At 48.8% G+C, this 20,185-nt stretch carries 13 protein-coding genes, 5 tRNA genes and 1 pseudogene; 4 read left to right on the forward strand and 15 right to left on the reverse strand.

All coding sequences use genetic code 11. The features are described 5' to 3' along the window. Positions 1-586: 586 nt before the first annotated feature. Positions 587-2,758, reverse strand: a complete 2,172-nt coding sequence (gene uvrD / locus PUN32_RS12860) for a DNA helicase II (RefSeq protein ID WP_274723578.1) — start codon at positions 2,756-2,758, stop codon at positions 587-589. 137 nt (positions 2,759-2,895) lie between these two features. Then, positions 2,896-4,938: an oligopeptidase A gene (prlC, locus tag PUN32_RS12865; RefSeq protein ID WP_274723579.1), complete on the reverse strand. Its 2,043-nt coding sequence runs from the start codon at positions 4,936-4,938 to the stop codon at positions 2,896-2,898. A gap of 308 nt (positions 4,939-5,246) precedes the next feature. On the opposite strand from prlC, the gene PUN32_RS12870 reads away from it, so the two are divergent. Then, complete coding sequence (locus PUN32_RS12870; RefSeq protein ID WP_274723580.1) at positions 5,247-6,086, forward strand: 23S rRNA (adenine(2030)-N(6))-methyltransferase RlmJ; 840 nt, start codon at positions 5,247-5,249, stop codon at positions 6,084-6,086. A 118-nt stretch (positions 6,087-6,204) separates the two neighbouring features. Continuing rightward, a complete protein-coding gene (gene gorA / locus PUN32_RS12875; protein WP_274723581.1) occupies positions 6,205-7,560 on the forward strand; it encodes a glutathione-disulfide reductase in 1,356 nt (451 codons plus the stop codon). Between the two features lie 70 nt (positions 7,561-7,630). On the opposite strand, the gene msrQ is transcribed toward gorA, so the two are convergent. The 12 genes from msrQ to PUN32_RS12935 all read right to left on the reverse strand — a co-directional run bounded on the left by msrQ (position 7,631) and on the right by PUN32_RS12935 (position 16,902). After that, a complete protein-coding gene (gene msrQ, locus PUN32_RS12880) occupies positions 7,631-8,233 on the reverse strand; it encodes a protein-methionine-sulfoxide reductase heme-binding subunit MsrQ (RefSeq protein ID WP_274723582.1) in 603 nt (200 codons plus the stop codon). After that, positions 8,233-9,237, reverse strand: coding sequence for a protein-methionine-sulfoxide reductase catalytic subunit MsrP (msrP, locus tag PUN32_RS12885; protein WP_274723583.1), 1,005 nt, complete (start codon positions 9,235-9,237; stop codon positions 8,233-8,235). The genes msrQ and msrP overlap by 1 nt, the downstream gene beginning before the upstream one ends. 152 nt (positions 9,238-9,389) lie before the next feature. Next, complete coding sequence (locus PUN32_RS12890; protein ID WP_274723584.1) at positions 9,390-10,337, reverse strand: SPOR domain-containing protein; 948 nt, start codon at positions 10,335-10,337, stop codon at positions 9,390-9,392. A gap of 173 nt (positions 10,338-10,510) precedes the next feature. Further along, positions 10,511-11,449 (reverse strand): ABC transporter permease, encoded by a 939-nt coding sequence (locus tag PUN32_RS12895; RefSeq protein WP_274723593.1) that lies wholly within the window; start codon positions 11,447-11,449, stop codon positions 10,511-10,513. 2 nt (positions 11,450-11,451) lie between these two features. Next, complete coding sequence (locus PUN32_RS12900) at positions 11,452-12,429, reverse strand: ABC transporter permease (RefSeq protein WP_166013951.1); 978 nt, start codon at positions 12,427-12,429, stop codon at positions 11,452-11,454. Positions 12,430-12,564: 135 nt separating this feature from the next. Further along, positions 12,565-14,121 (reverse strand): ABC transporter substrate-binding protein, encoded by a 1,557-nt coding sequence (locus PUN32_RS12905; protein WP_274723585.1) that lies wholly within the window; start codon positions 14,119-14,121, stop codon positions 12,565-12,567. A gap of 96 nt (positions 14,122-14,217) precedes the next feature. Then, positions 14,218-15,933, reverse strand: a complete 1,716-nt coding sequence (locus PUN32_RS12910; protein ID WP_274723586.1) for a dipeptide ABC transporter ATP-binding protein — start codon at positions 15,931-15,933, stop codon at positions 14,218-14,220. 356 nt (positions 15,934-16,289) lie between these two features. Next, positions 16,290-16,366 (reverse strand) — tRNA-Pro (locus PUN32_RS12915). 62 nt (positions 16,367-16,428) lie between these two features. After that, positions 16,429-16,504, reverse strand: a tRNA-His gene (locus tag PUN32_RS12920). A 70-nt stretch (positions 16,505-16,574) separates the two neighbouring features. Next, positions 16,575-16,651: transfer RNA gene (locus PUN32_RS12925), tRNA-Pro, on the reverse strand. A gap of 62 nt (positions 16,652-16,713) precedes the next feature. Continuing rightward, a tRNA-His gene (locus tag PUN32_RS12930) sits at positions 16,714-16,789 on the reverse strand. A gap of 36 nt (positions 16,790-16,825) precedes the next feature. Then, positions 16,826-16,902 (reverse strand) — tRNA-Arg (locus PUN32_RS12935). A 288-nt stretch (positions 16,903-17,190) separates the two neighbouring features. On the opposite strand from PUN32_RS12935, the gene PUN32_RS12940 reads away from it, so the two are divergent. Further along, the gene (locus tag PUN32_RS12940) at positions 17,191-17,598 is read left to right on the forward strand and encodes a c-type cytochrome (protein ID WP_274723587.1); all 408 of its coding nucleotides are present in this window, start codon (positions 17,191-17,193) and stop codon (positions 17,596-17,598) included. Positions 17,599-17,672: 74 nt separating this feature from the next. Here PUN32_RS12940 and rep read toward each other — a convergent pair whose 3' ends face one another. Then, on the reverse strand, positions 17,673-19,688 hold the full coding sequence (gene rep / locus PUN32_RS12945) for a DNA helicase Rep (protein WP_274723588.1): 2,016 nt from the start codon (positions 19,686-19,688) through the stop codon (positions 17,673-17,675). Positions 19,689-19,876: 188 nt separating this feature from the next. Here rep and PUN32_RS14140 point away from each other — a divergent pair. After that, positions 19,877-20,172, forward strand: a pseudogene (locus PUN32_RS14140) (TetR family transcriptional regulator); the annotation flags it as partial. Positions 20,173-20,185 lie beyond the last annotated feature (13 nt).

Raw genomic sequence — 20,185 nt, forward strand, 5'->3', positions numbered from 1 at the left:
CTTGTTCAACCCGCACCGCTGAGTAAGATGAACCTTGTCGGCAGGATACTGACACGGAACAGGAAACCACCAAGGATTGGTGATCTTCAGGAAGAAGAGTCGGACATTCAGGATGAATGGTCGGCAGGGAAAGCGAAACAGGACATTGAACGGACGCAATCGTTGCTAGGATGGTAACGACCAGGATGGGAAATGGACACCTCTGGACGAGGCAGGGATTGAACATCAGGATGATGTCAAGGACACCGCTCAGGGAACAAGTGATGTGTGCTCACTAGGATAGTGAGTGGTAATGGATGACACAGGACACCGCTAGGAAGGCGATGCAAGGATTGAGCTGAAGGATTACAGCCTACTATCAAGGATTTGATGCAGGGAGCACCTTTTTTAGTAGCTGGAATGCTGCGAGTAAGACTCTAACCCCGGTGGGCTTGCCCCCGGGGTTTTCTTTTTTGCGGTTTTCTTTTCTGAGCTGTTATTTTCTGATGGCTTTCTTTTCTGGTGGTTTTACATCGCGGGCAGCCCAACCGCAAACCGATTGCCCCGCTGCAAAAAAGAGGCAATTAATACCACCATGCCAAGCTGCTTATACCTTTTCTAATCTTGCGTAAGCGGTTACCAGCCACTTAATACCTTCACCATTAAACGCCACTTGCACTCGGCTTTGTGGGCCACTGCCTTCAAAATTGATGATAGTACCTTCGCCAAATTTAGGATGGCGCACTCGCGAGCCTAAACTAAAACCGGTTTCGTTAAAGCTCTCTTTGACCACGGTTTGGCTAAAGCGGCCGGTACTGGTTGGGCGGCTGACTTGCGCTTTCATACGCACTTCATCCAAGCAGCTCTCTGGCAATTCGCGAATAAAACGCGATGGCTTGTGGTACTTGTCTTGCCCATACAGACGGCGCATCTCAGCGTAAGTAATGTAGAGTTTTTGCATCGCACGGGTCATACCGACATAGCACAGTCGGCGCTCTTCTTCGAGACGCCCCGGCTCTTCTGCCGACATCTGGCTGGGGAACATGCCCTCTTCGACTCCCACCATCAGCACCAGTGGGAATTCCAACCCTTTCGCGCTGTGTAAGGTCATCAATTGCACCGCATCGCTGTGCTCATCAGCTTGCCCTTCGCCCGCTTCAAGTGCCGCATGAGTCAAAAATGCGGTCAGCATACTCATCTCTTGCGCTTCTTCTGGCTTATCAAATTGGCGCGTTGCACTGACCAGCTCTTCCAAGTTTTCAATCCGCGCTTTGGATTTTTCGCCTTTCTCTTGCTGATACATATCAAACAAGCCTGATGTTTTCACCGCATGGTCGGTCAGCACATGCAGCGGCATCTCAACCCCTTCATCTTCCAGAGCATTAATCAGTTCGACAAAGCGACTCAGCGCACCCGCCGCGCGACCGGTCAACACTTGCTCACTGAGCAAGCTAATACTGGCTTGCCATAAGGTGCAACCGCGATCGCGCGCAGCAAAGCGCACGGTTTCCAGCGTTTTGTCACCTAAGCCACGCGGAGGAGTGTTGATCACCCGTTCAAACGCGGTATCGTCATTGCGGTTATTGATTAAGCGCAGATAACTCAGCGCATCTTTGATCTCTTGTCGCTCGAAAAAGCGCATTCCGCCGTAGATCCGATAAGCCAGGCGAGCTTGCAGCAGCGCTTCTTCCAACACCCGCGACTGGGCATTGTTACGATACAAAATCGCGCAATCGGTCAGGCTGCCACCTTGCTCGTGCCAGGCTTTGATTTTGCTCACCGCAAAGCGCGCTTCATCCAGTTCGTTATACGCCGAGTACACCGAAATCGGCTCTCCGACTACGCCATCGGTCCACAGCTGTTTACCCATCCGCTCACTGTTGTTAGCGATCAACGCGTTGGATGCCTGCAAAATGGTTTTGGTCGAACGGTAGTTTTGCTCCAGACGAATGGTATTCACGCTCGGGAATTCGCGGGTAAATTTCTCAATATTTTCCACGCGCGCGCCACGCCAACCGTAAATCGATTGGTCATCATCACCGACGATCAGCACATGGGACTCGGCACCAGCCATCATGCGCAGCCAAGCGTACTGAATGGCGTTGGTATCTTGAAACTCGTCGACCAAAATGTGTTTAAAACGTGTTTGATAGTGCTGACGAATATCTTGATTACCTCGCAGCAGCTCTAGGCTGCGCAGTAAAATTTCCGCAAAATCGACCAAACCGGCGCGATCGCACGCATCTTGGTAAGCGGTATACAGCTTAAGGTAGGTTTGTGTGACCGGATCAAACGCATTGATGTGCGCCGGACGCAATCCTTCATCTTTTTGATTGTTGATCCACCACGCGACTTGGCGGGCCGGCCACTGTTTATCATCCAGATTGTGCGCTTTGATCAGCCGTTTGAGCAAACGCTGCTGATCGTCACTGTCGATAATTTGGAAATCTTCCACCAACTTGGCATCGAGATAATGGGCGCGCAAAATGCGGTGACAAATGCCATGGAAAGTCCCACACCACATGCCAGAAGCGGTGCCATGCATCAGCTCTTCAATCCGACCCCGCATTTCGGCCGCGGCTTTATTGGTGAACGTCACCGCCATAACCGAAAATGGTGATGCTTGCTCCATCGTCATCAACCATGCGATGCGATGAACTAATACCCGAGTTTTACCACTGCCAGCACCCGCTAAGATCAGCAAATTTTCCAGTGGCGCAGCCACCGCTTCGCGTTGTTTATCGTTGAGACCATCGAGTAACAGAGAGGGATCGATCATGACTTCGCCACTGGTTATTTATACATAATGGCGACGATTATAACCCTAATTGTGGAATATCCCCAAACGACTTGGAGCGGTAAATAAGAAGCAAGAAAGTGTTCAGCCCACCCTGAAGTGGGCTGATTGGCAAGGGTTTAAGCGGCAATACCGGCATGACGCAGCAAGGCATCAATTTGCGGCTCGCGGCCACGGAAGCGCTTAAATAGCTCCATCGGCTCTTCACTACCGCCCATTTCGAGAATGTGGGTCAGGAAGCTGTGGCCAGCCTCAGGGTTGAAAATGCCTTCTTGTTCAAAACGCGAAAAAGCGTCGGCGGAAAGCACTTCTGCCCATAAGTAGCTGTAGTAACCCGCGCTGTAGCCACCAGCAAAAATATGGCTAAAACTGTGCGAGAAGCGATTCCACTCTAAGCTCGGCAGTACTGCGACTTTACTTTTCACTTGCGCCAAGGTTTCTAACACTTGTGGCCCCACTTCTGGGTCGTAGGTGGTGTGCAGCGTAAAATCAAACAATCCAAACTCCAGCTGACGCAAAATAAACATCGCCGATTGGAAGTTTTTCGCAGCCAGCATTTTATCCAACATCGCTTTAGGTAGCGGCTCACCCGTTTGGTAATGGCCGGAAATAAAGGCCAGCGCCTCTTCTTGCCAACACCAGTTTTCCAAAAATTGGCTTGGCAACTCGACGGCATCCCACGGCACGCCATTGATACCGGACACCGCACCGATCTCCACTTGGGTCAGCATATGGTGAATGCCGTGACCAAATTCGTGGAACAAGGTAGTGACTTCATCGTGAGTAAACAGCGCCGGCTTATCGCCGACTGGGCGGTTAAAGTTGCAGGTTAAATAAGCCACTGGCGTTTGCAGCTCACCGCTGGCGGTGCGACGACGCACCCGACACTCATCCATCCACGCGCCACCGCGCTTGTGCTCACGCGCATACAGGTCGAGATAAAAGCTACCGCGCAGGGTGCCTTGCTGATCAAAAATATCAAAAAAGCGCACCGACTCGTGCCATACCTCAACCCCTTGCCGCTCTTTAACTTGCATACCAAACAAGCGGTTGAGCACTTCAAACAGGCCATTCACCACTTTTTGTTCAGGGAAATAAGGGCGCAGCTCTTCATCAGAGATGTCAAACAGGTGCTGCTTTTGCTTTTCGCTATAGTAGGCAATATCCCACAGCTCAAGCTGGTTAACACCAAACTCACTTTGCGCAAACTGACGTAGCTCTTCCACTTCGCGCTCACCTTGCGGTTTGGCTTTGCTGGCTAAATCGTTTAAGAAACCGAGCACTTGATCGGTGGTTTGCGCCATTTTGGTCGCCAGTGATTTTTCACTGTAAGTGCTAAAACCAAGCATTTGCGCAATTTCATGGCGCAGCTTTAGTTGCTCGGCGATGATTTCACTGTTGTCCCATTGACCGGCATTCGGGCCGCGATCCGAAGCGCGAGTCACATACGCTTGATACACTTCTTGCCGCAGCGCTTGATTATCACAGTAGGTCATCACCGGCAGGTAAGAGGGAATGTCTAACGTCAGCAGATAGCCCTCTAAACCTTTGGCCTCGGCCGCCGCTTGCGCCGCCGCCAGTGCCGATTCTGGCATTCCCGCCAGCTGATTGACCTCAGTGATCTGCTTGCTCCAGCCCATAGTCGCATCCAGCACGTTATTGGAGAATTTAGAACTCAGTTCCGACATGCGTTTGCTGATTTCGCCATAACGTTTTTGCTGTTGTGCCGGCAGACCAATCCCGGACAACTCAAAATCACGCAAACTATCACTAATGGTTTTTTGCTGAGCGCGACTCAGCGTCGCAAACTCCGCACTCTGTTTAATGGTTTTATAGGCTTCGAATAGCTTTTTGTGCTGTCCAACCCAAGTGCCATATTCAGACAACAACGGCAAGCAGCTTTCATACGCTTCGCGCAATGCATCGCTGTTCAGTACCGAATTAAGATGACTGACCGGCGACCAAATACGGCTCAAACGATCATCGATCGCTTCAATCGGTGCGATCACCGTTTCCCAGCTCGGCTGCGGGTGATCCGCCACCACCTGATCGATGGTGCGGCGACAATCCGCGATGGCCTGCTCAACCGCTGGCTTTACGTGCTCCGGTTTTAGCGCCGCAAACGGCGGCAGATCCGTAAAGGTAACAAGTGGATTTGACATAAATGGATTCCTGTTCAGCATCAAGGCAGGCCGCAATTCGACCCGAGGTTAATTTCATAAATATAGGTGGCAGCCTGTTTTTTCAATAGGTGAGCTGCATTGTTGAGCGCGATTCAATCCACCAACGTGGTTCACGTGCCAGCCACTCTACGATTCAGCCCGCCTTGGCGACATAAAAAAGCGCACCGCACCGCTGCGCGCTCGGTGATAAATCGGTATATAATCGAGCCAATATGTGATGTCTATTGCTGGCGGTCATTGCCTACACCGCCACTACACTACCGCTCAAGCGGATTTGAGAGCCTATTTTGTTAAGTTACCGACACAGTTTTCATGCGGGCAACCATGCCGATGTGCTTAAGCATATTGTGCAAAGCCTGATCCTGACTTCTCTGCAGCAAAAAGAGAAACCGTTCGTCTACCACGATACTCACTCTGGTGTGGGGCGTTACGATCTGACCCATGAGTGGTCGGAAAAAACCGGCGAATACAAACAAGGGATTGCCCGTGTGTGGCAACAAGAGACGATTCCAGAGCAGCTCGAGAGCTACTTCGATGCCATTCGTCAACTCAATCAAGGTGACACGCTGCGTTACTACCCAGGTTCACCACGCGTTGCACGCGCTCATCTGCGTGAACAAGATCGCATGGTGCTGACCGAGCTGCATCCGAGCGATTACCCACTGCTCGAACAAGAATTCCACCGCGATCGCCAAGTTTCAATCTATAAAGAAGATGGCTTTACCCGCCTCAAAGCCAGTTTGCCACCGCGTGAACGGCGCGGTTTAGTGCTGATTGATCCGCCGTATGAGCTGGCAAAAGAGTATCGCGATGTGGTACGAGCGATCGCACACAGCCACCAACGTTGGGCTACTGGCATTTACGCAATTTGGTATCCGGTGGTCAATCGCTGCGATATTGATGACATGCTACAAGGCTTACAAGACTTAGGCATCCGTAAAATTTTACAAATTGAGCTTGGCGTATCTCCGGATACCAATGAGCGCGGTATGACCGCCTCAGGCATGATTGTGATTAATCCGCCATGGACGCTGGAAAGCCAGATGCAAACCATTTTGCCGTTTCTCCAGCAGGCGATTGCCCCAGCCACTGGCCATTACAAATTACAATGGATCGTACCGGAATAAGCCGCTATTTTGCGCAAGGCTAGTGAATTATGCCCGTGCCGCCCCGATATAAAAAAGACAACAAAAGAGAGTGAAGTGGCTATTTTGCCCACTTCACGCAAGATAATTGGAGAAAGTAATGGCAACACATTTTGACTACCTGTGCATTGGCGGCGGCAGCGGCGGGATCGCTTCTGCTAACCGCGCAGCGATGTACGGAGCGAAAGTTGCGCTGATTGAAGCGCAAGATTTAGGCGGCACTTGTGTCAACGTCGGCTGCGTACCGAAAAAGGTGATGTGGCATGGGGCGCAAATCGCCGAAGCGATGCATCTATACGCCAAAGACTACGGCTTCGATGTCGAGGTGAAAAACTTCAACTGGGCGACACTGATCGCAAGCCGCCAAGCTTACATTGGTCGTATTCATCAATCTTACGATCGGGTACTGGGCAACAATAAAGTCCAAGTGATCAAAGGCTTTGCTCGTTTTATCGATAGCAAAACCGTGGAAGTGAATGGCGAGCACTATACCGCCGATCATATTTTGATCGCCGTAGGTGGTCGTCCGACAATTCCCAATATTCCAGGCGCAGAATACGGCATTGACTCTAACGGCTTTTTCGAGCTGACCGAGCAGCCGAAACGCGTAGCCGTGATTGGTGCTGGCTATATCGCGGTCGAAATTGCTGGCGTGCTCAACGCGCTCGGCACTGAAACCCACCTGTTCTGCCGTAAACAGTCGCCACTGCGCAGCTTCGATCCATTGATCATCGATACTTTGGTCGAGGTTATGAACGCGGAAGGGCCACAACTGCATACCCATAGCGTGCCAAAACAAGTAGTAAAAGAAGCCGATGGCAGCCTGACTCTGCATCTGGAAAATGGCCAGACCTATAACGTCGATACGCTGATTTGGGCAATTGGTCGCCATCCCGCTACCGATGCAATCAATTTGGCGGCTACCGGTGTGGCAACCAATGAGCAAGGCTATATCAAAGTCGATGCGTGGCAAAATACCAATGTGGCCGGCATTTACTGCGTCGGAGATATTATGGATGGTGGTATTGAACTCACGCCAGTGGCAGTAAAAGCTGGACGTCAACTGTCTGAGCGACTGTTCAACAACCAACCAAATGCCAAGATGGATTACCAGCTGGTACCCACCGTGGTGTTTAGCCACCCGCCGATTGGCACGATTGGTTTAACTGAGCCACAAGCGATTGCCCAATACGGCGCTCAAAACGTCAAAGTGTATCAATCGAGCTTTACCGCAATGTACACCGCGGTCACCGCTCACCGTCAGCCATGCAAAATGAAGCTAGTGTGTGTCGGACCAGAGCAAACCGTGGTCGGTCTACACGGCATCGGTTTTGCGGTGGATGAGATGATCCAAGGTTTTGCAGTCGCCATCAAAATGGGCGCCACCAAAGCCGATTTCGATGCTGTGGTCGCGATCCACCCGACGGGCTCCGAAGAGTTTGTGACCATGAGATAATTAAATCATCTGGTACTGAAAAACATACCTAATTCGAATCCGTATTGGGTATGTTCTTTTTTGCCTTTGCTCACGGTTTAATCATCCAAGATTTAAAGGTTCGCCAACGAACTACCAATAAGCTAATCGCAATCAAAATGTAAATGATCGCCTCTGCGACCTCTGACTTGACCGACCAATAATAATGGATAGGGGCCAGTATGACAGCCAGATAAATCCCATTATGTAGCTTTTGCCATTGAGTCCCCATACTACGCTGTATCACTCGTATAGAAGTCACCGCCAACAATAGTAAGATGACCCATACCACCATCCCAATCGTTAAGTAAGGACGTTTAATCACTTCAACAGCCAATAAGCGCCAATCTAGCCCCAAGTCGAGTACGGCAAAAGCCATCAAGTGTAAGATAGCCCAGAAAAAACTGTATAATCCAAGCAATCGACGCACTCTAAATAGCAAGCCTTGCTTACTCCATCTGGCTAAGGGAGTAATCAATAGGGTGATAAACAGAGTATTTAGAGCACTCATTCCGGTGTAGTGAATGATCGCTGGTGTAGGATCACCACCTAAACTACCAGCATTAACAGCCATCACAAGCCAGAGCAAACAACCTAATGAGATGGTATGAATCACAACTTTCAGTGCAATAATCCGCTTAGGTGTTAGCATCATTAATAAAACTTCCTCAAATCCATATTGTTGTATAAATGTGCTACTTCTTGCTCATAACCATTAAACAATAACGTCGGTTGCCTACGGCTACTCAATACATTCCCTTCACCAATAAAACGTTCACTGGCTTGGCTCCATCTAGGGTGATCAACCTTCGGATTTACATTGGCATAAAAACCATATTCATTCGGAGCTAAACGATTCCATGTCGTGGGTGGTTCACGATCGACGAAGCGGATACGAACAATAGACTTGATACTTTTGAAACCATATTTCCATGGTACAACAAGCCGCAAAGGTGCTCCATTTTGTGGTGCAAGTGTTTTGCCATATAAACCAACAGAAATTAAGGTCAGTGGGTTGATGGCTTCATCTAAGCGCAACCCTTCAACATACGGATACTCAATATTGCTGAATGCGCCTTGGGCAGGGAACTGTTTTGGATCGTAGAGCGTTTCAAATGCGACATATTTAGCGCTGCTTTTAGGATCCACCATCTTAATGATGTCAGCGAGAGGAAATCCAATCCATGGAATATTCATTGACCATGCTTCAACGCAACGTAAGCGGTAAATTCGCTCTTCTAGTGCAAATTTCTTAAAGATATCCTCATAATCGAGTGTCAATGGATTATTGACTAAGCCATCAATTTCAACTTTCCAAGGGTCTGCAATAAATCGGGATGAGTTTTTAGCAGGATCAGATTTACCGGTACCAAATTCATAAAAGTTATTGTATGTCATAACCTTACTTTCCGGCGTAAGCGCTAGATCAGCTTGATATTGTGCTGGCTTCGCGGCGAAAAGATTCGTTCTATTATCTAAAACAGGTTTTTCATTTGCAGAAAAAAAATCCAGAATTCCAGCTTGGGTATTAGCCGCAATTGGCATACCAACAACTGCAATCCCTAACTTTTTGAGTATTTCTCGACGCTCTTGGTAGACGGATTCTGGAGTCACTTGATTATCAGACAGGGTCCAGCGGTAATTCTTCTTAATCCACATAAATTTCCCCTACTACTATTTCCGTTTAGGTAGACAGCAAATACATGATATTTTGCTTTAATATGGACCATATAAATCAATATTTGTTTCAAAAACCAGGCCATTCATTCACGCGGAGAATAAATTGTCATCCTAACAGCTTGTCCTCCCACTTATAAATCTGACTTCACGCACAGCACATTGAGCAGTGACGAGCCGTTTAGCGGATTGACTTTGCCGGTCGCAAATAGCCCTTTGCGGCCTTCTCCCCAGTAGGGAAGTTGCACTGGCCAACGCTGCGCTTGCATCTGCTGGCTATTGAGTAAGGCTGACCACTCTTGCTCGCTTGGTAGGCGCATGGCAAGCTGCTGGCACACACTTTGTGCTGCAGCATAATCAAGCCGATTCCACGCTAAATCGTATTCCATATAAAATGGCACTTGTGGATTGCCGGTATACGGCAGGGCAAAGGTTTGACTGCCGACTTTGATTGACTGGCGTAGCACAAAGTCGTTATTTGCCGATGGGCGAGGCATGCTGTTGAGTTTGACGAGCGACTGAGTGCTCGCCGCGGTCGGAGCGGAAATTGGCTTATTGGGCGGCGTGCTGAGCGATTGATTGACCGGAGCTGGTTGGCTCACCGCCTGAGCTACAGTGGGCGTTGCACTGCGCAACTCTTTAGCTTGCCGCACTGGCTGTGGCGCAGTGTTTTTGATCACTTGACGTATAAAAGCTTGTTCAAAACTAGCCAGTTTTTTTATCTGTTTTAACTCCTGACTGGCGACACTAAAATCGTGGTAAGGGCCAATTAAGCAGCGCGAGCCTTCCGCCTCGGGTTTTAGCCAAATGTCGGTCGAAATATGCTGATAGAGGGTTTTAACGCTGGCAAGCGGCATTGGCTGGCTTAGCATGCCACACTGGATCCAAAACAGAGAGCTCCCCGCTTGTGGTGCTTTTCCCCATAATCCCTCACCAATCGGGCACGCCGGATCGAGCACTGGCAATTGATTGATCGCCGCTTGCTGCGCTTCACACCAATATTCACTACTGGCAAACCCGGTCAGCGGAGCGAGCAACAGCCAAACCAAACTTAGCTTGCGGTATTCCATCCATTTCAACATCCACTGCTCTCCTCATCATTGATCACCCATCGCCTTTGCCCTACGCCATCGCTGCACAGCTTGAAGGGCATCGGTACCGAAAACAGATGCAAAAACAGTGCAAAAAACCGCCGAGCATTCAGCTTCGGCGGCGAGTTTATCAAGAGTTTGTGAAGCTCATCGATTCGGCAGGCTTAGCCCTTATAAATTTTTGGGTTAAACACATCGCGTAGCCAATCACCGAGCAGATTAATCACCAAAACCAGCAGCACCAGCACTACCCCAGGAAAAGCGGTGATCCACCATGCGCCGGAAAAAATATAGCTAAAACCGATGCTGATCAGCGAGCCTAAGGAGGGTTGATCAACCGGTAAACCGAGGCCAAGGAATGACAGTGCGGCTTCGGACATAATCGCATTGGCTACTTGCACAGTTGAAATCACTAATATCGGCGATAAACAGTTCGGCAAAATATGCCGAAACATGATACGTGGCGCTTTAAAGCCCATCACGCGCGCCGCTTCAACGTACTCCTTTTTCTTTTCGGCCAATACCGAGGCTCGCACAGTACGCGCGTATTGTGGCCATTCGGCAATGCCGATGATCACCACCAACATCACCACCGCATATTGACCGAAAAATTCGCCACCAAAGCTGGCTTTAAAAATTGCCGAGACAATGATGGCCACCATCATGGTGGAAAATGAGAGCTGAATATCGGCAAAGCGCATCAAAAAACTGTCAATCCGACCACCGAAATAGCCTGCCGACAGGCCAATCACAATGCCTAACGCCAGTTGTAAAGCGACCGCCAAAAAACCGATGGTTAACGATAGACGTGAGCCATACAGAATCGTCGAAAAAATGTCACGCCCTTGCTCATCGGTGCCAAGCAGAAAATGTGCTTCGCCCCCTTCCATCCAGGCTGGCGGCAATTCAGCATCCATAATATCGATCGCCGATAGATCGTATGGATTAGTCGGTGCCAGCCATGGTGCCCCTAAAGCCACCACCACAAATAATAGAAATACGCTAAAGCTACCGATCGCGACTTTATCGCGCATAAAATAATACAAAAAGTCCGACTGCTGAAAACGCTGCCAGCGCGAAAGAGCACCAGATACTGCACTCATCATTACGCTCCTTTGCCCGTAAGATTGACGGTGGGGTTAATCAGACCATACAGCAGATCAACAATGGTATTGGTCACTACGAAGATCAGCCCGACAAAAATCACATAAGCGGTGATCAGTGGCGTATCGACTCGATTAATCGCCTCTAGAAATAGTAAGCCGGTTCCCGGCCACTGAAAGACGGTTTCGGTCAAAATGGTGTACGCCACCATAGTGCCAATTTGCACCCCACCGACGGTTAATACCGGCAGCAAGGTGTTTTTCAATGCATGCTGGTAATAGATTTTATTGAGTGGCAAACCTTTGGCTTGGGCAAATTTAATATATTCCGAACCAAGCACTTCCAACATTTCCGAACGTACTAATCGGATAAATAGCGGCAACATGATTGAGGCTAAAGCGATTGAGGGCAGCACCAAATGACGTAGGCCATCGAGCGTAAAAAAGCCCGATTGCCATCCCAAAACATTGGCCGTGGCACCGCGCCCATAAGAGGGCAACCAACCCAGTTCAATTGAGAAGACGTACATCAACAGGATAGCGGTCAGAAACACCGGGATCGAAATCCCAATACTACTCCCTGCCATAATGATTTTAGTTATCCAGCTTTTAGGGTGAATTGCTGAATAGACGCCAAGTGGGATGGAAAAACACACAATGATCAGCGTGGCCCCAAATACCAATTCTAGGGTGGCCACCAACTTATCCAAAATGACATCCAACGCAGGGCGCTTAAAGAAATATGAGGTCCCTAAATCACCCTGAACTGCCGCGCTAATAAAACGCGAGTATTTAACCATGAACGGATCATTGAGCCCTAAGTGGTCACGCAATGCTTGGCGTTCAGACTCTGAAACCGATTGCCCCACCAACTCACGCAATGGATCACCGAGATTATCCTGAATGGCGAAGGCCACCAAACTGATCACCAACATCACTATCAGTGCCTGATACAGGCGCTTGACCAGAAACGAAAACATTCCCTGCCCCTTTCATTTTTATATCGCTATACCCTTCCGACTTGGAACTGCAGCGCCAAGTCGGAAGGGTATATTTTATTTTTATATCGATTGATTACGCGCTAGAGTCAACTAAGCGAGATGTGTCAGCGCTGATTACTCTTTCACCACCAGATCACCAAAATAAGGGAAATCCATCCCATTGATGATCGGAGCGATATCGAGTGTGGTTTTCGCTGCCCAAGAGGGATCTTGGAAGTGCAGTGGTACGAAGGCCGCTTCGTTATATAAGATCGCCTCCACCTGCTTGAGCATTGCGCTGCGTTTGGCAAGATCGGTTTCGGAGTTGGCGGCATCAACCAGCTTATCCACCTCGGCATTCGAGTAATAACCACAGTTGTACTGACCTTTACCGGTATTGGCATCACGCGTCATAGTCAAAAACTCGGTAAAGTTGGCCGAATCTTCAGTATCAGGATGCCAACCTATCATCAGCATATCGGCGGCACACTTATCAAACTCTGGCCAGTATTGCGCTTTAGGTAAAGTTTTTAAATCGACTTTGATGCCAATTCGCGCCAGCATTGCCGAGGTTGCTTGGGCAATTTTCTCATCATTTACGTAGCGGTTATTCGGCGCAATCATGGTCAGATTAAAACCCTGTTCATAACCAGCCTCTTTCATCAGCTGCTTGGCTTTCGCCAGATCAAAGCGTGGCTTGAGGTTTTCATTGTAACCGGCATAACCAATAGGACTTTGTTGGTTGGCCACTGTCGCCGCACCTTTCATCACTTTGTCGACAATCCCTTGGGTATTGATCGCGTGCACAATCGCTTGGCGTACACGCACATCTTTCAAGGCTGGATTGCTATTTTGGTTCATTTGGAAAGTGATCACGCGTGTACCGGGCATAGTAAACAGCGCTACGCCTTTGGCGTTTTGGATGCGTTGGTAATCATTAGGCGCGACAGGAGCAATCATATCCACCCCACCAGACAACAGTGCAGCAACCCGAGTCGCGTCTTCTTTGATCACCGAGAGAGTTAGCTTGTCGACATTGCCTTTTGATGCGCTATCCCAGTAATTGGGATTACGTTGCAGTACCAGATTAATCCCTTGCTCACGACTGCTCACCATAAATGGGCCAGTGCCTGAGATATGCTCAGAGGCGAAGGAGTTACCATGCTTGACGATTTCGGCTTTATCTTTGCCATCAGCCGTCAAGCCGGTATAAAACTTACTGTCCATCGGGAAAATATAGGTCGCCACGTTTTCAATCAGCGGATAAGTGCCAGCGGTTTTGATTTCAATCGTGTAGTCATCGACTTTGGTCAGCGCGACCAGCGGCTCAAAAATACCTTTAAAATCCGCTGACTGCTTCAAGCGGTTAAAGGTCCACACCACATCATCGGCACTAAAATCATTACCGGATTGAAATTTGACCCCTTGGCGCAAGGTAAAGCGCATGGTTTCGTTATCAATACGCTGCCAAGATTGTGCTAAACGTGGTTCGAACTCCATGGTCTGCGTGAAACGGATCAGCGGATCGAGCACCATGTGCGAAAGCTGTAATGTGGCACCAGAGAGCTGCTCATGGGGATCCATCGAGACTGGGTCGGAATCATAAGCGACGGTAATATCTGCCGCCAAGCTACCAAAACTCAAGCCAGCCGCGATCAAGGCCAACGTTAGTTGGTTTTTTATGGTTTTCATTGCATAACTCCTTATGCGGGAATCCAATCCCTTGTTGATTGTGTTTGCTTCTGTCACTACCGCCAACCAAACGGCATGGTTGGCGAAATTTAACGGCTATGCTGCCGTTGTCGTTTCGCGTAAGCCTGTAAATTCAGGCATTAAGGAAATCAATTTTTTGCTGTACTCATGCTGTGGATCGGTAAACAGTTGCTCAGTCGGTGCAACTTCCAACAGCCTGCCCATCTGCATCACTCCGACGCGATCACACATCTGGCGGATCACCGGTAAATCGTGGCTGATAAATAACATGGTCAGATTGAGCTCATCTTGCAAATCTTTGAGCAAGTTCAGAATTTGCGCCTGCACCGAGACATCGAGCGCCGAGGTCGGTTCATCACAAATCAGTAGGCGTGGACGGGTCGCTAAAGCGCGAGCGATAGAAATTCGCTGCCGCTGACCGCCGGAAAACTCATGGGGGTATTTTAATCCTGCCATCGCGCCTAAACCGACATGCTCGAGCAGATCGTTGACGATGTGCCGCGTTTCACTTTCACTGCGCGTCAGTTTATGAAAACGGATCGGTTCAGCGATGATGTCGAAAATTTTCATGCGCGGATTCATTGAGGTATACGGATTTTGGAATACCATCTGCATTTGACGCCGTAAAGGGCGGCGTTGGTGTTCCGATTTCAGCGCAGTTAAATCAATCCCTTCAAAGCTCACTCGCCCGACATTGGGTTGGTACAAGCCCGCGATCACTCGTGCAATGGTTGATTTTCCTGAGCCAGATTCGCCGACTAAACCAAACGTTTCCCCTTCATGGACTTCAAAACTGACATTATCGGAGGCTTGTACGTATTCGCGGCGGCTGGCGAATAAAGAATCCTTAGTGATAAAACGCAAGCTCACATTATCCACTTTGAGTAGCGGGCCACGGTATTGACGCTGATCTTGACTCTGCCCTAGCCAGTGATTTTTCACATCCAAAGGCTGTAACTGTTGCGCTTGTTCGATGTAACTCACGAGTGGAAAACGATCCAACTTGCGATCAGAACGCGGCACTGCTGAAATTAGGCTGCGAGTATAAGGGTGCTGTGGTGTGCCAAGCACTTTGCCAGTGGGGCCAAACTCGACCAAATCACCACGATACATCACCGCAACGCGATCGGTTACATTCGACACCACGCCCATATCATGCGTCACCAACATACAGCCGACATTGTTTTGCTTACATAGCTCACGGATCAGGGTCAAGATTTGGTCTTGAATCGAGACGTCAAGCGCGGTGGTTGGCTCATCAGCGATGATCAGATCAGGCTCACCCGCCAGCGCAATCGCAATCACCACCCGTTGACGCATACCACCAGAAAATTGATGCGGATACTGTTTGAGGCGGTTTTCGGGTTGGGGGATGCCAACTTGCTGCAACAAAGATAATGCGCGTTGATAGGCTTGCTGATCGCTCACCTGCATGTTGGCATGAATGGTTTCGGTTAATTGCTGCTCCACCGTAAACAGTGGATTGAGTGAGGTCATCGGATCTTGAAAAATAAAGCCGATTTTGCTGCCACGCACTTCACGCATCGCTTGGGGCGATAAACCGGAAATTTTCTCACCGTTTAAATAAACTTCACCGGCCGCAATCGTGCCGGGAGGGCTAAGCAGATCAATCACGGCATTGCCTACCGTTGATTTCCCAGCCCCAGATTCACCCACCACTCCAACAATTTCACCCGCTTGGATATCCAAAGTGAGCGATTTGACTGCGACATGCACCCCATGCCGCGAAGGGTATTCAATTCTAAGATTTTTAACTGCTAAAAGTGACATTCCATCAGACCTCTACCGCTGAGGCAATTTTGCCCTGTCTGAAGCACATCAGCGCATAACTGAAACTGATGTGCATTTGCATCCATTCGAATCAGAATTATCTTCTGACGATTTACAAGCCTCTCAATTTGGCAAATCTTGCGCGTAAAAGCAACAAAGCTGGGGCAAAAAAACGCCAACTCTAGCTAAAGTGCAATATGAAGAGATCAAGAGAAAGGAACTGCCGGCCGATTTGCAACTGAGGGCAATGGCGTTTAGCCGAGCTAATACCAGCCAATCACTGCGTATAAAGTCGAGTTAAATTTGCGATAGATAAAATGCAAAAAAGCCCCAGCAGATGCTGAGGCTTTGAAAAGTGGTCGGTGAAGAGGGATTCGAACCCCCGACCCTCTGGTCCCAAACCAGATGCGCTACCAAGCTGCGCTATTCACCGACTTAATTTTGCTTAAGCTCTACAACTTAAGACCGGAGATAATTAATTATCACCAAAATAAATGGGGTGGCTAATGGGGCTCGAACCCACGACAACCGGAATCACAATCCGGGGCTCTACCAACTGAGCTATAGCCACCACTGAAATTTGTAATAACCGCTTGCCTGCCGTTATTTAAGACCACGCGTTTGCCTAATCTTGAAATAAGTGGTCGGTGAAGAGGGATTCGAACCCCCGACCCTCTGGTCCCAAACCAGATGCGCTACCAAGCTGCGCTATTCACCGACTTAATTTTGCTTAAGCTCTACAACTTAAGACCGGAGATAATTAATTATCACCAAAATAAATGGGGTGGCTAATGGGGCTCGAACCCACGACAACCGGAATCACAATCCGGGGCTCTACCAACTGAGCTATAGCCACCACTGATATTTATTACCGATATTCCCCAGGCGATTATGGCGCGCCCGAAAGGATTTGAACCTTCGACCTTTGGCTCCGGAGGCCAACGCTCTATCCAGCTGAGCTACGGGCGCATGCCCTATCGGCGGAGTGGAATAATACGTAGATCACCTAAGGGCGTCTAGTGTTTTTTTTAGTTTTTTTACTGATTGGTGCCTTTTTCATCAGGCGTTTGCTGCTCTTCTGTTGGTTAAGAGGGTGATTCACGGCGGGAAGATGGTATTTGCAGGTTTGTTGCAACATATTACCGCGCTATACTCAATTTACTTTTCACATCTACTTAACATTAATAATGTGAAATTTAAGCTGGAAAAAGGATGGGTAAGCCACACTTACCTTAATTATGTAAAGTGAGTTTAGATATGTTGCGAACACTCTTTAACCTGCTGGTGATAACGCTTGGCTCAGCGCTGTCAAGTGGCACATGGGCGATAACCGATGCCGATAAACATGCGATTGCGGAGCGGATCAAACCGGTTGGCAATGTTTATCTGGCCAGTAACGAACCGACCCCAGTCGTGGCCACGGGTCCACGCGATGGTGCGACAGTCTACGGCACCTTTTGTATTGCTTGTCACTCAACTGGCGTATCAGGTGCTCCTAAAATCGGCAGCGCTGCCGAATGGGGACCGCGTATTGCACAAGGTAAAGAAGTGCTAAAAAATCATGCACTGCATGGCTTTAATGCTATGCCGGCCAAAGGTACCTGTGTCGATTGTTCGGATGCTGAAATCGTAGCGGCGATTGAACATATGATTGCTGGGTTGTGATCAACTGTACTCCACAACCCAGCCAGTGGCGGCTCTCTCGCTTACTGGATTTTCCAATCGATAACCAGTTGCGATTATTTCTTAAACATCGCGCGTAAATTGGCAATATGTGCTTGGCCCTTGGCCATGCGCTCTTGTTGACTAACCGGCTTTTTCTTGAGCTCCCACTCAATATCATCTTGTGGTAATTCATCCAGAAAACGGCTGTGCTGCGGCTTGATCAGCTCACCAAACTGGCGACGCTCTTTACACACCATAAAGGTCAGCTCACGCTGTGCACGAGTGATGCCGACATACATTAAGCGGCGTTCCTCTTCGACATTTTCCTCATCGATACTGGTTTGGTGCGGTAAAATGCCCTCTTCCGCCCCCATCAGATACACGTAAGGAAACTCCAACCCTTTTGATGCGTGCAGCGTCATCAATTGTACAGCATCGCTATCATCGTTCTCTTCACCGCGCTCCATCATGTCACGCAAGGTCAAACGCTGAACCACTTCTTTAAGGGTTTTCGGTTGTTGATCCGGGTTATCGCCGGACAAGTCGGCCACAATCCATGAATAAAGATCAGAGACGTTTTTCATGCGCATTTCCGCCGCTTTAGGGCTCGCAGAGGTCTCATACAACCAGTCTTCATAATGAATATCACGCACCAATGCGCGCACGGCCTCAACACTATCACCGCGCTGTGCGTTATCGGCCACCGCCACCAACCACTCGCTAAAACGGCGTAAATTATCGAGTCCACGCCCAGTGAGATGCTGCTCCAAACCCAGTTCAAAGCTGGCCGCCAGCAGGCTCTTACCACGCATATTAGCGTAGCTGCCGAGCTTTTCTAAGGTGGCAGGGCCAATCTCGCGCTTTGGGGTATTCACGATACGTAAAAATGCATTGTCATCATCAGGATTCACCAGCACACGCAGGTAAGCCATCATGTCTTTAATTTCCGCTCGCGCAAAAAAAGAGGTGCCGCCCGATAACTTATAGGGCACTCGGTTTTGGGTGAGCGACTTTTCAATTAGGCGCGATTGATGATTACCCCGATACAAGATTGCGTAATCGCGATATTCGGTACGGTTGAGAAACTTATGCGCGATAATCTCTGCGGTAACTCGCTCTGCTTCATGATCGTCATTGTTGGCGAGAATAACTTTGAGTTTTTCACCCTCGACCAATTCTGAAAACAACGCTTTTTGATAGACATGCGGGTTATTGGCAATCAAGATATTCGCCGCACGCAAAATACGCCGCGTTGAGCGATAATTTTGCTCCAATTTGACCAATTTTAAATCGGTAAAATCTTCACCTAACAACACTAGGTTTTGTGGCTTGGCGCCGCGCCATGAGTAGATCGATTGGTCATCATCACCGACCACGGTTAAACGGCCACGCTCCCCTACCAACAGTTTTACTAATTCATACTGGCTGGTATTGGTATCTTGATATTCATCGACTAACAGATAGCGGATCCGATTTTGCCAACGCTGGCGCACTTCTTCACTACTGCGCAGCAGCAATACCGGCAGTAAAATCAAATCATCAAAATCTAGAGCGTTATAAGCCAGCATCTGTTTTTGATAACGTTCAAAACAGTGCGCAAACAACTGCTGCTGTTCGCCTTGTGCCCGCGCCATCGCCTGCTGCGGGGTGAGCATGTCGTTTTTCCAATTGGAAATTGTGCTCAGCAGTTGGCGCAGCAAGTCTTTATCGCCATCGAGCTGCTTTTCAGTCAACTCTTTGAGTAGTGCCAGCTGATCTTGATCATCAAATAATGAAAACCCCGCTTTTAAGCCCAGTGCTTTGAATTCACGGCGAATAATATTCAAACCTAAGGTGTGAAAAGTGGAGACCATTAAGCCTCGTGATTCCGCTTTACCCAGCGTTTGTGCCACGCGATCTTTCATTTCACGCGCCGCTTTATTGGTAAAGGTGACCGCCGCAATATTGCGCGCTTTATAGCCACATTGCTGCACCAAATAAGCGATTTTATTGGTGATAACCCGCGTTTTGCCCGAACCCGCCCCTGCAAGGACTAAGCATGGGCCAGAAACATATTTGACCGCTTCATCTTGTCTTGGGTTTAACTTCATAGCGATCTCAATCCTATTTATTCAGCCGCTCATCATAATCTGCTCACCTCAGATCACCAACAAAGAAACCATCTGCATTAAATTTTGCTGTACAAGTGTATTGCAAAACAGGGGGGGTTAGCCGCTATAATAAGCAAACGTTCACTGGCTGATAAACCTGATGCCTCAAATTAGTCCACAGCTCCGATGTGGCTAATGCTTATCGAGACATTATGCGTAATAGAGTACAGTATGACCGTTTATCAATAACTTGTTGCTACGCAAGGGAACTAGAGTAGAAAATGTGTGCCCAAGTCGAAGGTTATTCGACCAAGGGAAACCACCGCAGGGACTGTTCAAACCTCTCGACCATCATTTTCGGTGCTGAGTTTTGAAATCGCTGGCTCTTGCTTGTTTGTCAATACGCTTTAGGTTTTATCAACTGGATGATTTGGCTCTCGATGCTATGATTGAATCTAGTTGTAATGCTATTACTCAACACTAATTTGGAGTTCGCA

This window comes from Vibrio chanodichtyis (assembly GCF_028863985.1).
Lineage (GTDB): Bacteria > Pseudomonadota > Gammaproteobacteria > Enterobacterales > Vibrionaceae > Vibrio > Vibrio chanodichtyis.

What these genes read in the sequence shown, in the direction of transcription:
- uvrD (WP_274723578.1), bottom strand. Translation starts at nt 2,758, where the DNA reads ATGATCGATCCCTCTCTGTTACTCGATGGTCTCAACGATAAACAACGC.
- prlC (WP_274723579.1), bottom strand. Translation starts at nt 4,938, where the DNA reads ATGTCAAATCCACTTGTTACCTTTACGGATCTGCCGCCGTTTGCGGCG.
- gorA (WP_274723581.1), top strand. Translation starts at nt 6,205, where the DNA reads ATGGCAACACATTTTGACTACCTGTGCATTGGCGGCGGCAGCGGCGGG.
- msrQ (WP_274723582.1), bottom strand. Translation starts at nt 8,233, where the DNA reads ATGATGCTAACACCTAAGCGGATTATTGCACTGAAAGTTGTGATTCAT.
- msrP (WP_274723583.1), bottom strand. Translation starts at nt 9,237, where the DNA reads ATGTGGATTAAGAAGAATTACCGCTGGACCCTGTCTGATAATCAAGTG.
- PUN32_RS12890 (WP_274723584.1), bottom strand. Translation starts at nt 10,337, where the DNA reads ATGTTGAAATGGATGGAATACCGCAAGCTAAGTTTGGTTTGGCTGTTG.
- PUN32_RS12895 (WP_274723593.1), bottom strand. Translation starts at nt 11,449, where the DNA reads ATGAGTGCAGTATCTGGTGCTCTTTCGCGCTGGCAGCGTTTTCAGCAG.
- PUN32_RS12900 (WP_166013951.1), bottom strand. Translation starts at nt 12,429, where the DNA reads ATGTTTTCGTTTCTGGTCAAGCGCCTGTATCAGGCACTGATAGTGATG.
- PUN32_RS12905 (WP_274723585.1), bottom strand. Translation starts at nt 14,121, where the DNA reads ATGAAAACCATAAAAAACCAACTAACGTTGGCCTTGATCGCGGCTGGC.
- PUN32_RS12910 (WP_274723586.1), bottom strand. Translation starts at nt 15,933, where the DNA reads ATGTCACTTTTAGCAGTTAAAAATCTTAGAATTGAATACCCTTCGCGG.
- PUN32_RS12940 (WP_274723587.1), top strand. Translation starts at nt 17,191, where the DNA reads ATGTTGCGAACACTCTTTAACCTGCTGGTGATAACGCTTGGCTCAGCG.
- rep (WP_274723588.1), bottom strand. Translation starts at nt 19,688, where the DNA reads ATGAAGTTAAACCCAAGACAAGATGAAGCGGTCAAATATGTTTCTGGC.